The organism is Streptomyces sp. NPDC048349 (assembly GCF_040651925.1).
In the GTDB taxonomy this organism is placed as follows: domain Bacteria; phylum Actinomycetota; class Actinomycetes; order Streptomycetales; family Streptomycetaceae; genus Streptomyces.
Map to the genome: position 1 here is coordinate 25,838 of NZ_JBEZLA010000028.1, position 13,086 is coordinate 38,923.

A 13,086-nucleotide genomic window follows, 5' to 3' on the forward strand; every position below is an offset into this window, starting at 1 on the left:
ATTTGACACGATCGGTGCATGATCTTTCGGAACGTGCCCCGATCGCTGTTGCGTGTGCTGGGGGCCGTTTTCCTGTGCGCCGCACTGGTCGGTGGTGCGGTGGGGTGCGGCGGGAAGGATGCCGCGCCGCCTGCCGCGGCCAGTTCCGCCGCCGCGTCTTCGAGTGCCGCACCCAGTCCCGCTCCCGGGTGGGCGAAGGGGATGGCGTCCGTACGGGCCGACGCCCTGCCGCAGCAGGCCCGGGACGTGCTCGCGCTCATCGACAAGGGCGGGCCGTACCCGTACCGGCAGGACGGGGCGGTCTTCGGGAACTTCGAGAAGATCCTGCCCCGGCAGAAGCGCGGCTATTACCACGAGTTCACGGTGAGGACGCCGGGGGAGCGGGACCGCGGGGCCCGGCGGATCGTGACGGGCGAGGGCGGGGAGTTCTTCTACACGGACGACCACTACCAGACCTTCAAGGCGGTTCTCCGATGACCCTGGACCCGCAGCCGCTGGCCCCTGCGCTCGCCGCCGCCGAGAAGGCGGGCTGGACGATCCTGCGGCTGGATCTGGACGGCGTACGCGGCAAGGCCGAGTTGATGCGCCGCTGCGGGGACGCGGTGCGGGTGCCCGAGTGGTTCGGCGGGAACTGGGACGCGCTCGCGGACGCGCTGCGGGACCTGTCGTGGCTGCCGCAGGCCGGGCGGCTGGTCGCCGTCACCTCCTGGCAGGGCCTTGCGGGGGCGCGGCCGCGGGACTGGGAGGTCCTGGTGGAGGTCCTGGAGGAAGCCGTGGACTTCTGGCGGGAGCGGGGGGACGGGCCGGTGCTGAGGGTTCTGCTTGCGGAGTCGGGGGCCGCGGGGGCTCCGGGCGCCGGGCGTCGGCAGGGCTGAAGGATCGGGGCTCCGCCCCGGACCCCGCGCCTCAAACGCCGGCGGGGCTGGAAGTGTGCCGCTCGGGCTGGAGGGGCGGTGAAGGGGACAAGGGGGCCTTGTCCCCTTCGGGGGTCAGGTCGTTGGGGTCTTCGGGATCCACGGCGGGGTCTGGCCCCAGGACCAGACCGGGATCTTGGCCGCGTCCACCGGGGGCGGGTTGGGGCCCGAGTAGATCAGGGCCATGCGGGTGCCCCACTCGATGTAATAGGAGAACACCGCCCGGAACTCCGGGTCCGTCGGGAGGCCGACCTCGTCGGCCGTGTCCATGAGCAGGTCCACCCAGCGGCGGCGCTGCTTCTCGGTGATGGCACGGCCCAGGTGCTTGGTGGCCATGTGCTGGTGGCCGCCGTGGTGGGCGGAGTAGTCCGACGGGCCGCCGAAGACCTCCGACAGCCACACCGCGACGTGCTGCGGGTGCTCGGAGTCCATGCCGGCGAAGACCGGGGCCAGGACCTCGTCCCGCAGGGCGTGGGCGTAGAAGGCGTCGGTGAGGCGGTTCATCGCCTCCGCGCCGCCCATCCACTCGTAGATGGTGGGTGTCGTGCTCATGGCTACGCTGCGGCCTTTCCCGTTCCGGCGACGGACGTCACGAGGTAGTGCTGCATCTCCTCGATGGCCGTCACGTACGGCCGGATCGCACTGAAGAAGGCGGGGAAGTGCTCGCCCTTGCGGAAGCCGTTGAGGTGCGCGTCGACCGAGGTCCAACGGATGCGCAGGATGTAGCGCTCCTTCTCCTCCTCGCAGCGGGCCAGCTCGTAGTCGATGCACTCGGGCGAGGCGGCCAGGGACTCTGCCGCCCTGGTGTACGCGTCCTCGAAGGCCTGCTGGTCGTCCAATGCGATCCGGTAGCGGATGTATTCGACGGTGGTGGTCATGGTGCGTGCCCCTCCCTGGATGGTGGTCGTGGCCAGCCTTACGGGATCATGCGTGCCCGTGGGGGGATTGCGCTATTCGGACCCGGACTTCCTGGAGTCCGCGTCCTGTGCCACGTCCGGACCGTGCGAGCGGACCTGCTGGACCCTGTCCAGGGAATCGCGCAGCTCGGTCAGCCAGGTGTCGGTGTTGCGCCCCACCAGGCGGACGCACCAGGCGAGCGCGTCGGCCCGGCTGCGGGCCACGCCGCCGGCGACCAGGGTGTCGAGGACCTGGCGTTCGGACTGGCGCAGGCGGGTCATGACCGGGACCGCGAGGTGGGTGAAGAGGGTGGTCTCCTCGCCCACCCGCACGCCCCAGGCGACCTTGCGCCGGTAGAGCTCCTCGGCCTCGCGGGCCACCTCGATGCGCTGTTCGCGGGTGCGTTCGCGGAACGCCTTGACCGACTCGGTCGCCGGGACGGTGCCGATGACCGTGATCTCCTCGCGATCGGCCGTGACCGACACGAGGGACTCGTACACGTCCACCGGCAGGCGCTCGGCGAACCACGTGCGGAGCTGTTCGCTCTGTTCGGCTGTAATCATGTAATCAACATTGCATCCGGTCTCGTCGTGATCGCAAGGCCCGGGCGTTCGCTCTCAGCCCATCGACCGGTAGCGGTGGATGAGGGAGACCGCCATCGCGCCTTCGCCGACGCCCGACGCGACCCGCTTGACCGAGTGGGCGCGGACGTCGCCCGCGGCGAAGACGCCGGGCACGCTGGTCTCCAGCGGGTAGGGGGCGCGTTCCAGGCTCCACTCGGCCGGCAGTTCACCGCCGTTCGCGATCAGGTCCGAGCCGGTGAGGACGAAGCCGTACTCGTCGCGCTCGACGACGCCCGAGAGCCAGTCGGTGTGCGGGCGTGCGCCGATGAAGGTGAACATGAACCGGGCCGGGACGGCGGTGTCCTCGCCGGTGTCCGCGTCGTGGAGGGTCAGCCGCTCCAGGTGCTCCTCGCCGTCCAGGCGGATCACGGTCGTGCGCACCCGCACCTCGATGTTCGGGGTGCGGTCGATCTCGTCGATCAGGTAGCGGGACATGCTCGCGTCCAGGGAGGCCGCGCGGACCAGGATCGTGACGCGGGCCGCGTACTTGGCGAAGTGGACGGCGGCCTGGCCGGCCGAGTTGGCCCCGCCCACGATGAACACGTGCTGCGAGATGCAGGCCGAGCTCTCGGTGGTGGCCGCGCCGTAGTACAGCCCCGCGCCCTCGAAGCGGTCCGCGCCCGGGGCCTCGAGCCGGTTGTACGAGACCCCGGTGGCCAGCAGTACCGTCTCCGCGCTGATCTCCGTGCCGTCGGCCAGCGTCAGGATCTTCGCCGGGTCGTCGCGGGTCAGCGAGACGACCTCCACCGGGTGCAGGATCTCGGCGCCGAACCGGGAGGCCTGGATGGTGGCGCGGCGGGTCAGGTCGCCGCCCGAAAGGCCGGACGGGAAGCCGAGGTAGTTCTCGATGAGGCTGGAGGTGCCGGCCTGGCCGCCGGGTGCGCGGGCGTCCAGCATCAGCGTCGACAGGCCCTCGGAGGCCGCGTAGACCCCGGCCGCCAGACCCGCCGGGCCGGCGCCGACGATGACGCACTCGTAGTGCGGGCGGGAAGCGGTGGTCGCCAGCCCCAGGTGCTGGGCGAGCTGGGTGTCGGTCGGCGCCGAGAGCACCGCTCCGTCCGGGAAGCGGACGAGGGGCAGGGCGGCGTCGGGCTGGCCCGCGATCAGGGTCAGCGCCTCCGGGTCCCGCTCCACGTTGAGGAAGCGGAAGGGCTGGCCGTTGCGGGTGAAGAAGTCCCGCACGGCGTGGGTCCCCGGGGAGACCAGGTGCCCGGCGACGATGATCCCGTCGTACGCCGGCCGGTAGGTGGCCAGCCAGTCGGAGAGCAGGTCGTCCAGGACCGGGAAGAGCCTCTCGTGCGGCGGGTCCCACGGCTTGAGCAGGTAGTAGTCCAGCCGGACCCGGTTGATCGCGGTGATCGCCGCGTCGGTCTCCGCATAGGCGGTCAGCAGCACGCGGCGGGCGTCCGGGAAGCGGCTGACCGCCTCCAGCAGGAACTCGACGCCGGTGACGTCGGGCATCCGCTGGTCCACGAGGAACAGCGCCGGGTCGTGGCCGCGCTCGTCCAGGGAGTCCAGGATCTTCAGGGCGTCGGCGGCCGAGGAGGCGCCGAGCACCCGGTAGCGGTCTCCGTAGGCGCTGCGCAGGTCGCGGCGCACCGCGCGCAGCACCTGCGGGTCGTCGTCCACGGCCAGGATGACGGGCTTGCGGTTCTCCGCGCGCTCGGTCGCGGCGGCCGTCACGGCGGCGGCGCTCTCGGGGGCCGCGCTCACGCCGGGTCCAGCATCAGCTGGTCGGCGTAGCACCAGGCCCAGTCCTCGCCGGGCTCGTGGGACGCGGCGATGGGGTGCTCGGTCGTGCGGTAGTGCCGGGTGGCGTGACGGTTCTTCGAGGAGTCACAGCATCCGACGTGCCCGCAGCTGAGGCACATCCGCAGGTGCACCCAGCTGTCACCGGCGATGAGGCACTCCTCGCAGCCCTCGGTTCCGGGCTTCACCGGACGTATCCGATCGATGTGCGTGCACAACAGGTCCATCGTCATCGTCCCCGTCCCTCTCCTCGTGCTCACGCTCGTTCACCAACACAGCCGCACGCCCCTGATTCACGGCGCGTCCAGACCATAGATCGCGGCCCTCGTAATGGTTCAGTGATTCGGCCGAAGTCAGGTAGTCCTGAAGCTACTTCATGACGTCGGGGGACGACTTCCTGAGGTGACCCCATGACCTGGGCCGCTACCTCACGAAGTCGCACACGGGCGCTTTGACGAAGCCTCCGGGCGCGGCCAGTGTGGGGGACGCCAACGACAACAGGCGGCGCCTGGAGGAATACGTGAGCAGAAAGATTCTGGTCATTGTCTCCGAACACGGTTACTGGGCCGAAGAACTGATAGGCCCCGTATCGAAGTTCGATGAGCGGGGCTACGAGGTCATATTCGCCACGCCGACCGGAAAGCGTGCACACGCTCTCCCGCCGAGCCTCGACGCGAACTACATCGACCCTCCACTGGGACGCTCGGTCACCACCGAGGAGAACGCCCGGCTGGGCCGGGAGTTCGAGCAGTCGAGCCGGCTCGACTCGCCGCTCGACATCGAGGCGTGGGTCCCGGAGCGCCCGTACACGAGCGACGAGGGGTATCTGCGCAAGCTCGAGCAGTACCACCGCGATCTGGACAAGCTCGACGCCGACATCGCCGGCTACGACGCGATCCTCATCGTCGGCGGCAGCGGCCCGATCGCCGACCTCGCCAACAACGAGCGCGTGCACGCCCTGATCCTGGCCTTCGAGAGGGCCGGCAAGGTCGTGGCCGCGGAGTGCTACGGGGTCGCCTGCCTGGCCTTCGCCCGGGACTGGAGCGACCGCAAGAGCATCATCTGGGGCAAGCACGTGACCGGCCACTGCAAGGAGTACGACTACAAGGACGGCACCGGATTCCTCGGTACCGATTTCAACATGGGGCCGCCGCCCTACCCGCTGGAGTACATCCTGCGCGACGCGACGGGCCCGCGCGGCGCGTACCACGGGAATTTCGGAAAGCCCGTGTCCGTCATCGTCGACTTCCCGTTCGTGACCGGACGGTCCACCCCGGACTCGTACCTCACCGGACAGAAGATCGTGGAAGTGCTCGAGGACGGCCTCACCCGATACGGCTGGTAGTCCTGGAATCCAGTGGGCCGGAAACTCGTGGGAATGAGGGGGAGTTCGATGAATACCGGAGCCACTCCCGGACGGGAAAGGCTGATCGAGCAGTTCAAGGCCGACGGCCTGAAGGTGATGTTCGGAAATCCGGGGACGGTGGAACAGGGATTCCTCGACGCGGTGGACGCGGCAGAGGACTTCCAGTACGTCCTCGCCCTCCAGGAAACCGTGGCCGCCGGTATTGCCGACGGATACGCCCGGGCGACCGGCGGCGCGGCGCTCCTCCAGCTGCACTCCGGGGTGGGGCTGGGCAACGGCATCGGGATGCTCTACCAGTCGCTGCGCGGCCACACCCCGCTCGTCGTGGTCGCCGGTGACGCCGGGGTGCGCTACGACGCCATGGACGCGCAGATGGCGTCGGACCTGGTGGCGATGGCCAAGCCGGTGACGAAGTACGCGACCCGGGTCACCGACCGGCACTCCGTGCTGCGCACCGTCCGGCGGGCCGTGAAGATCGCGCTCACCCCGCCCCGCGGACCCGTGTTCGTGGCGTTGCCGATGGACGTGCTGGACGAGCTCAACTCCGAGCCCGTCCTGCCCGCCACGGTGCCGCTCACGGACGTGGCGCCCTCGCCGGCCTCGGTGGGGCGGGCGGCCGAGCTGCTCGCCTCCGCCCAGCGGCCCCTCGTCCTCATCGGGGACGGCGTCTCGCTCTCCGGGGCACAGGACGAACTGGTCACCGTCGCCGAACTGCTGGGCGCCGACGTGTACGAGGTCGACTCCTCCGAGGTCAACATCCCGGCCTCGCACCCGCTGCGGCGGGGCCAGACGGGCCACATGTTCGGCCCGCACAGCAAGGACCTCGTCGGGGACGCCGACGGGGTGCTGATCGTCGGAACCTACGTCTTCCCGGAGGTGTTCCCCGAACTGGAGAGCCCCTTCCGGCCGGGCGCCAAGGTCGTCCACATCGACCTCAACGCCTATGAGATCGCCAAGAACCACCCCGTGGACCTGGGCCTCGCCGCCGACCCCAAGCAGGCGCTGCGCGCACTGGCCGGGGTCCTGGAGCACCGGCTGACCCCGCAGCAGCGGGCCGCCGCGGCCGCCCGGATCGACGTACGGGCCCGCGAACGGGCCCGCGAGGCGCGGTCGGCCACCGACGGCGGCACGCCGATGGAGGTCTTCCTGCGGACCCTCGCCGAGCGCACCGGCGGGGACCTGATCGTCTTCGACGAGGCGCTGACCACCTCCCCGCTGGTCACGAAGTACCTGCCCGCGGAGCGGCCCGGCGACTACCACCTCACCCGGGGCGGCTCCCTGGGCGTGGGCTTCCCGGGCGCGGTCGGCGCCAAGCTGGCCCGTCCGGACCGGCTCGTCGTCGGCTTCGCGGGCGACGGCGGGTCGATGTACACGTACCAGGCGCTGTGGACCGCCGCCCGGCACGGCATCGACGCCAAGTTCGTCGTCTGCAACAACCGCAAGTACCGGCTGCTGGACGACAACATCGCCCAGTACTGGCGGGAGCGGGACATCCCGGAGCACGGGTTCCCGGGCTCGTTCGACCTCTCCCGCCCCGAGATCGACTTCGCCGGGCTGGCCCGCTCGCTCGGCGCCGGCGGGACGCGGGTGGAGAAGCCGGACGAGGCGGCCGCCGCCGTGGGCCGGATGCTGGCCCACCCCGGTCCGTTCCTCGTCGACATCCAGATCTGACCAGAGCAGTCACGCAGCAGGGAACAGGAGGAGACCGCATGCCCGCCGAGCGGCAGTTGACCGAGGACGCGATCCGCAGGTTCGCCGAGGACTGGTACGTGGCGCTGGACCAGCACGTACCGCTGGACCAGGTGCTCGCCCTGATCACCGAGGACCTGGAGTTCAAGGTCCCCGAGGACGTCTTCCTCGGGCACCGGGGCTTCGGCCGCTGGTACGAGGCCGTCACCCACCGGTTCTTCGACGAGGTGCACACCGTCACCAAGGTGGAGCCGGTCATCGAGGGCGACCGGGCGATCGTCCGGGTGCTCGTCAACTGGCAGGCCAAGGTGTGGGACCCGCCGGCCGCCCGCAGCGAGTGGCTCGGTTTCGACGCCGACCAGACCTGGACCGTGGTGGCCGGTCCCGACGGACCGCTGATCAAGCAGTACACCGTCAACGACCTGGCTCCGATGCCCGGTTCCGGCTCCCTCTGAGCGCCCCGGCGAAGGAGAAGCGACGATGACCGAAGTGACACGGGAGCGCGTCCGGGCGGCCTACGCCGCGCTCGGCTCCGGAGACCGGGCGCGCATCCTCGAGTACTACTCCGAGGACCTGCGCTGGCTGGTGCCGGGCAACCATCCGCTCGCCGGCTGGTACGAGAGCCTGGACGCCTTCCTGGAGCTGATGGGGCAGACCCACAAGCTCACGGGCGGCACCTTCCGGATGGACCTGGAAGCCGTCCTGGTCGGCGAGGACTGTTCCGCCGACGTCTGCCGCAACGTCGCCCTGCGCGACGGCGCCGACCAGGACAGCCGGTCCCCGTACGAGCGGATGGACTACCCGGTCTTCCACTTCATGCGGTGGCGGGACGGCCGGATCGTCGAGGGCCGCGACGGGCTCTTCGGCGACACGGCCTCCGCCTTCAGCCAGTTCTGGGCGCCGTTCGCGCCGGACGGAACCCGCAGGGACCGATAGGGGGATGAGCGCGATGGAAGCGAAGCAGATCCTTGAGAAGTACTACGAGTACGCCAACGCCGGCGACTGGGACCGCTGGTGCGACCTGTTCGCCGACGACCAGGTCATGGACGAGCAGCTCGCCGGCCACATCGAGGGCCTCGAGGTCCTGCGCTCGATGATGAAGGGCATGGGCACCATGTACCGGGTCTTCCGGAACGAGCCCGTGCACTTCATCGTCGACGCGGACGGGGAGAAGGCCGCCGCCGTCTCGCACCTGACCGCGGTCAGCGCCTCGGGCGAGGACGTCGAGGCCCGCGTCATGAACTTCTTCCGGATCGTGGACGGAAAGATCGCCTACATGGCGAACTACCACGACACCGTCCCCTTCCAGGTGCTGGGCCAGGACTGAGGGGGGCCGATGAGCGTGGAAGAGTACGACTACGTCATCGTGGGGTCCGGTACCGCGGGCAGCGTCCTCGCGGGCCGGCTCTCCGAGGACCCGGACGTCTCCGTCCTCGTCCTGGAGGCGGGCGGCTCCCGGATCCCGCCCGAGGTGGACGACCCGTCCTCCTGGTACAAGCTGCTCGGCGGGCCCGTGGACTGGGGCTACACCAGCATCCCGCAGCCCGGCCTGGACGGCCGCCGCACCTACGAACCGCGCGGCAAGGCCCCCGGCGGCAGCAGCAACCTCTACATCATGATGCACATCCGCGGCCACGCCTCGGACTTCGACAACTGGGCCTACCAGGGCGCCGCCGGCTGGGCGTACGAGGACGTGCTCCCGTACTTCGCACTGCTGGAGGGCCAGGAGGACGTCACCGCCGCCACCACCGGCACCCGCGGCCCCCAGCGGATCACCCACGCGGGCCGGCACGGCCCCAACCCGGTCTCGCGCGCCTTCATCGACGCCGCGGTCGAGCTGGGCCACGAGGAGATCGCCGACTTCAACACCGACGGTCCGCGGCGCGGCCTGTTCGGCACCGGCTGGCACCACATCGACGTGGCCGACGGCCGCCGCCAGGGGGTGCTCGCCGCCTATCTGGAGCCCGCCCTGGACCGCCCCAACCTGACCCTGCGCACCAACGCGCAGTCCACCCGGCTGCTCTTCGACGGGGACACGTGCACGGGCGTCGAGTACGCCCAGCTCCGGCCCCCGGCGCAGTTCCCGGGCCGGACCGTGCGCGACGGCCACAGCAGCCCCGCGGCGCCCGGGACGCACACCGTACGGGCCCGGCGCGAGGTGATCGTGGCGGCCGGTGCGATCGAGTCACCGAAGCTGCTGCTGCTCTCCGGCATCGGCCACCCCGAGCAGCTGCGCGAGCACGGCATCGAGGTCACCGCGGCCCTGCCCGGCGTCGGCGAGAACTTCCACAACCACGTGCTGACCGGGCTGATGGCCGAGGTCACCCAGGAGCTCCCGCCGCCGGCGCAGAACCTCTCGGAGAGCGCCCTGTTCCTGTCCTCACGGCCCGGGCTGCCCGCGCCGGACCTGCAGATCGCCTTCGTCCACGTGCCCTTCGACGTGATCGTCGGCCAGGACCACCCCAACACGGTGTCCATCCTCCCCGGTGTGGTGCGCCCCGTCTCGCGCGGCTGGATCAGGCTGGCGAGCGCCGATCCGCTGGCCCACCCGCTGATCCACCCGAACTACCTGGGCGACCGGTGGGACCTGGAGCGGATGGTGCAGGGCGTCAAGACCGCCCGCGAGCTCTTCGCGACCTCCGCCTTCTCGCCCTGGTACAAGCAGGAGCTCCAGCCCGGCCCCGGCTACGCGTCCGACGACGAGCTGCGCACCTTCGTGAAACAGAAGTCGGAGAGCTACCACCACCAGGCCGGCTCCTGCCGCATGGGCATCGACGACCTCTCCGTCGTCGACCCCGAGCTGCGGGTGCACGGCGTACGGAACCTGCGCGTCGTCGACGCCAGCGTGATGCCCGCCGTCCCGTCGGGCAACTGCCACACCGCCATCGCGATGATCGCCGAACGCGCGGCGGACTTCCTGAAGGGGGCCTCCCGTGCCTGACGCCGTGCTGCGCGAGGGCGCGCTGACCGGGACCCGGATCGCGGTGCTCGTCGAGAGCGACTTCTACGAGCCGGAGATCTTCTACTACCAGCACCGGTTCGCGGAGGAGGGCGCCGAGGTCGACTTCCTGACCCGGCTGTGGGGCAATGACTCCCTCACCTTCTCCGGGCACGAGTACCGGGCGCCGTTCACCGCCGACAAGTCCCTGGAGGGGCTGAGCGACGAGGACCTGCGCCGCTACTCGGCGCTCATCGTGCCCTCCGGCATGGTGGCCGACCGGCTGCGCTACACCGAGGACGTGGACGTCCTGGCCCCGGCGACCGAGCTGCTGCGCCGGGCCTTCGAGGAGCGATCGGTCCTCAAGGGGATCATCTGCCACGGCATGTGGCTGGCGTCCTCGATCCCCGGCAAGATCCGCGGCCGCAAGGTGGTCTGCCACAACAACCTGATCGGCGACGTCCGCAACATGGGCGGGGAGTACGTCGACGAGGACGTGGTGGTCGACGGCGACCTGGTCACCGGCCGCACCGGAGCCCACCACCACCTCTTCGCCCGCCGGATCATCGAGCTGATCGCGGCCGGGCGGGGCCGGGGGGCCGGCTGATGGCCGGCGCCGGGGACCGCCCGATGGCCTGGTCGCACGTGGGGCTCAACTGCGTGGACCAGAAGACCACCGAGGAGTTCTACACCCGGTACTTCGGTTTCACCCGGGCCCGGGTGGTCGACCTCGGGGAGGCCCGGATCGTGTTCCTGCGCAAGGGGGACGCGTACCTGGAGCTCTTCGCGGCCGGCGACGCCGAACCGGCCCTCGGGGTCCCGCCGGCGGTAGCCGGGGGAGACGGGCCGCAGGCCCCGGGGCGGATGCGCCACCTGGCCTTCCAGACCGACAGCGTGGACGCGTTCCTGGCATCGCTGGGCGACGCGGCCGAGGTGACCCTGGGGCCGCTGGACTTCGACGACTTCATCTGCGGATGGCGGACCGTGTGGGTCCGCGATCCCGACGGGGTGATCGTCGAGGTCAGCCAGGGATTCGAGGACGACCGCACTCACGAGGGCTCTCACGACAAGGACGGTGCATGACATGGCGGACGCCGTGAGCTTCTCCTTCTCCGACACGATCGCCGGCTACGTCGAACGCTTCGACTCCGCCACGCGCCTGCTGCGCCTGAAGACGCCCGACGGCCGCGGGTTCGACGTCTCGCTCGCCGGCGGCCCCAGCGCCGAACTGGTCCGCAACCTGGACGAGCCGTACATCGACGCCTCCGGGCACATCGACGAGATGCTCTCCCCGGGCCGTTTCCTCTTCGTCTACGGCATCCACTACCCGGAGCGGGGCGGGCGCTACGACGCCAAGCGCCTGGTGTTCCTGGGCCGCGGCGCCGAGGACTACCGCTTCGAGGAGCCCAGCTGGTGGATCAAGCAGATCGAGTCGCTGGCCGACTTCTACAAGCGGGCGCAGTTCGGCGACGGGCCGGTGGACTTCACCGAGTACCGCACCGAGATCCGGCTCGGCGGTGACAAGACCGCCAGCCACGTCCAGGAGACCGACACGATCTCCCGCCTGGTCTACGGCATGGCCTCGGCCTACCTGCTCACCGGCAAGGACGAGTACCTGGAGGTCGCCGAGCGCGGCACCGAGTACCTGCGCAAGCACATGCGGGTCGTGGACAGCGAGGAGGACGTGGTCTTCTGGTACCACGGCATCAGCGTCGACGGGGACAGCGAACGCAAGCTGTTCACCTCGGAGTTCTCCGACGACTACGACGCGATCCCGATGTACGAGCAGATCTACGCGCTGGCCGGGCCCATCCAGACCTACCGGGTCACCGGCGACGTCCGGATCAAGAACGACGCGGACGCCACCATCCGGCTGTTCGACAAGTTCTTCTTCGACCCGGAGCAGGGCGGCTACTACTCGCACATCGACCCGATCCTCTTCAGCGCGGACCACGAGTCCCTCGGGGAGAACGCGGAGCGCAAGAACTGGAACTCGGTCGGCGACCACGCCCCCGCCTACCTGATCAACCTGTACTTGGCGACCGGCGAACAGAAGTACGCCGACTTCCTCGAGTACACCTTCGACACCATCGCGGACAAGTTCCCGGACTACAAGAACAGCCCCTTCGTCCAGGAGCGCTTCCACCGCGACTGGTCGCACGACAAGGCGCACAGCTGGCAGCAGGACCGGGCCGTGGTCGGCCACAACCTCAAGATCGCCTGGAACCTGATGCGGATGAACTCGCTGAAGGCCAAGCCGGCCTACGAGGAGCTCGCCCGGAAGATCGGCGAGATCATGCCGGCCGTCGGCAGCGACCTGCAGCGCGGCGGCTGGTACGACGTCGTCGAGCGCACCAAGTCCGGTGACGAGGAGACGTATCGTTTCGCCTGGCACGACCGCAAGGCCTGGTGGCAGCAGGAGCAGGCGATCCTGGCCTACCTCATCCTGGGCGGCACGGTCGGCGGCGAGGCGAACCTGCGCGAGGCCCGGCAGGCGCAGGCCTTCTACAACACCTTCTTCCTCGACCACGACGAGGGTGCCGTCTACTTCAACGTGCTCGCGAGCGGTACGCCGTACCTGCTCGGCACCGAGCGGCTCAAGGGCAGCCACTCGATGTCCATGTACCACTCGGCGGAGCTCTGCTACCTCTCCGCCGTCTACAACAACCTGCTCATCAACGGCCGGGAGATGGACTTCCACTTCCAGCCCGACCCGACCAACCTGCCGGGACGCGTCCTGCGCGTCTCGCCCGACCTGCTCCCGGCCGGCTCGGTGACGGTCGCATCCGTGGAGATCGACGAGAAGCCGTACACGGACTTCGACGCGGACGCCCTGACCGTGCGGCTGCCCGACGTCCAGGGGCGGGTGAAGGTCAAGGTCCGGCTGCGTCCAGTGGCCACGAAGTAGCG

At 70.1% G+C, this 13,086-nt stretch carries 16 protein-coding genes; 11 read left to right on the plus strand and 5 right to left on the minus strand.

Annotated elements, in window-relative coordinates:
- Positions 1-18 precede the first annotated feature (18 nt).
- Complete coding sequence (locus tag AB0D44_RS17250) at positions 19-477, plus strand: ribonuclease domain-containing protein (protein ID WP_362591043.1); 459 nt, start codon at positions 19-21, stop codon at positions 475-477.
- Positions 474-875 (plus strand): barstar family protein, encoded by a 402-nt coding sequence (locus AB0D44_RS17255; RefSeq protein WP_362591046.1) that lies wholly within the window; start codon positions 474-476, stop codon positions 873-875. The genes AB0D44_RS17250 and AB0D44_RS17255 overlap by 4 nt, the downstream gene beginning before the upstream one ends.
- A gap of 114 nt (positions 876-989) precedes the next feature.
- Here the strand turns inward: AB0D44_RS17255 and AB0D44_RS17260 are convergent, their stop codons facing one another.
- The 5 genes from AB0D44_RS17260 to AB0D44_RS17280 form a co-directional block, all read right to left on the minus strand.
- Positions 990-1,466: a group II truncated hemoglobin gene (locus AB0D44_RS17260; RefSeq protein WP_362591049.1), complete on the minus strand. Its 477-nt coding sequence runs from the start codon at positions 1,464-1,466 to the stop codon at positions 990-992.
- Positions 1,467-1,468: 2 nt separating this feature from the next.
- Positions 1,469-1,792, minus strand: a complete 324-nt coding sequence (locus AB0D44_RS17265) for an antibiotic biosynthesis monooxygenase family protein (RefSeq protein ID WP_362591052.1) — start codon at positions 1,790-1,792, stop codon at positions 1,469-1,471.
- A 72-nt stretch (positions 1,793-1,864) separates the two neighbouring features.
- On the minus strand, positions 1,865-2,374 hold the full coding sequence (locus tag AB0D44_RS17270) for a hypothetical protein (RefSeq protein WP_362591055.1): 510 nt from the start codon (positions 2,372-2,374) through the stop codon (positions 1,865-1,867).
- A 54-nt stretch (positions 2,375-2,428) separates the two neighbouring features.
- A complete protein-coding gene (locus AB0D44_RS17275) occupies positions 2,429-4,147 on the minus strand; it encodes an FAD-dependent oxidoreductase (RefSeq protein ID WP_362591058.1) in 1,719 nt (572 codons plus the stop codon).
- Complete coding sequence (locus AB0D44_RS17280) at positions 4,144-4,416, minus strand: UBP-type zinc finger domain-containing protein (RefSeq protein WP_362591061.1); 273 nt, start codon at positions 4,414-4,416, stop codon at positions 4,144-4,146. Before AB0D44_RS17280 ends, AB0D44_RS17275 begins: the two co-directional genes overlap by 4 nt.
- Before the next feature lie 287 nt (positions 4,417-4,703).
- On the opposite strand from AB0D44_RS17280, the gene AB0D44_RS17285 reads away from it, so the two are divergent.
- From AB0D44_RS17285 to AB0D44_RS17325, 9 genes are read left to right on the plus strand one after another with little or no spacing between them, the layout of a single operon-like run.
- Positions 4,704-5,528 (plus strand): type 1 glutamine amidotransferase domain-containing protein, encoded by an 825-nt coding sequence (locus AB0D44_RS17285; protein WP_362591064.1) that lies wholly within the window; start codon positions 4,704-4,706, stop codon positions 5,526-5,528.
- Between the two features lie 48 nt (positions 5,529-5,576).
- On the plus strand, positions 5,577-7,220 hold the full coding sequence (locus AB0D44_RS17290) for a thiamine pyrophosphate-binding protein (RefSeq protein WP_362591067.1): 1,644 nt from the start codon (positions 5,577-5,579) through the stop codon (positions 7,218-7,220).
- A 38-nt stretch (positions 7,221-7,258) separates the two neighbouring features.
- Positions 7,259-7,693: a nuclear transport factor 2 family protein gene (locus AB0D44_RS17295; protein WP_362591069.1), complete on the plus strand. Its 435-nt coding sequence runs from the start codon at positions 7,259-7,261 to the stop codon at positions 7,691-7,693.
- Between the two features lie 25 nt (positions 7,694-7,718).
- Positions 7,719-8,174 carry a nuclear transport factor 2 family protein gene (locus tag AB0D44_RS17300; RefSeq protein WP_362591072.1) on the plus strand — a complete coding sequence of 152 codons (456 nt, stop codon included), beginning with the start codon at positions 7,719-7,721 and terminating at the stop codon, positions 8,172-8,174.
- Positions 8,175-8,178: 4 nt separating this feature from the next.
- Positions 8,179-8,565 carry a nuclear transport factor 2 family protein gene (locus AB0D44_RS17305; RefSeq protein WP_362591075.1) on the plus strand — a complete coding sequence of 129 codons (387 nt, stop codon included), beginning with the start codon at positions 8,179-8,181 and terminating at the stop codon, positions 8,563-8,565.
- Between the two features lie 9 nt (positions 8,566-8,574).
- On the plus strand, positions 8,575-10,179 hold the full coding sequence (locus AB0D44_RS17310; RefSeq protein ID WP_362591077.1) for a GMC oxidoreductase: 1,605 nt from the start codon (positions 8,575-8,577) through the stop codon (positions 10,177-10,179).
- Positions 10,172-10,783 carry a DJ-1/PfpI family protein gene (locus tag AB0D44_RS17315; RefSeq protein WP_362591080.1) on the plus strand — a complete coding sequence of 204 codons (612 nt, stop codon included), beginning with the start codon at positions 10,172-10,174 and terminating at the stop codon, positions 10,781-10,783. Before AB0D44_RS17310 ends, AB0D44_RS17315 begins: the two co-directional genes overlap by 8 nt.
- Before the next feature lie 23 nt (positions 10,784-10,806).
- Entirely contained in the window at positions 10,807-11,259 is a 453-nt protein-coding gene (locus AB0D44_RS17320; protein ID WP_362591083.1) for a VOC family protein, read from the plus strand.
- Between the two features lies 1 nt (position 11,260).
- Positions 11,261-13,084 (plus strand): AGE family epimerase/isomerase, encoded by a 1,824-nt coding sequence (locus AB0D44_RS17325; RefSeq protein WP_362591086.1) that lies wholly within the window; start codon positions 11,261-11,263, stop codon positions 13,082-13,084.
- Positions 13,085-13,086 lie beyond the last annotated feature (2 nt).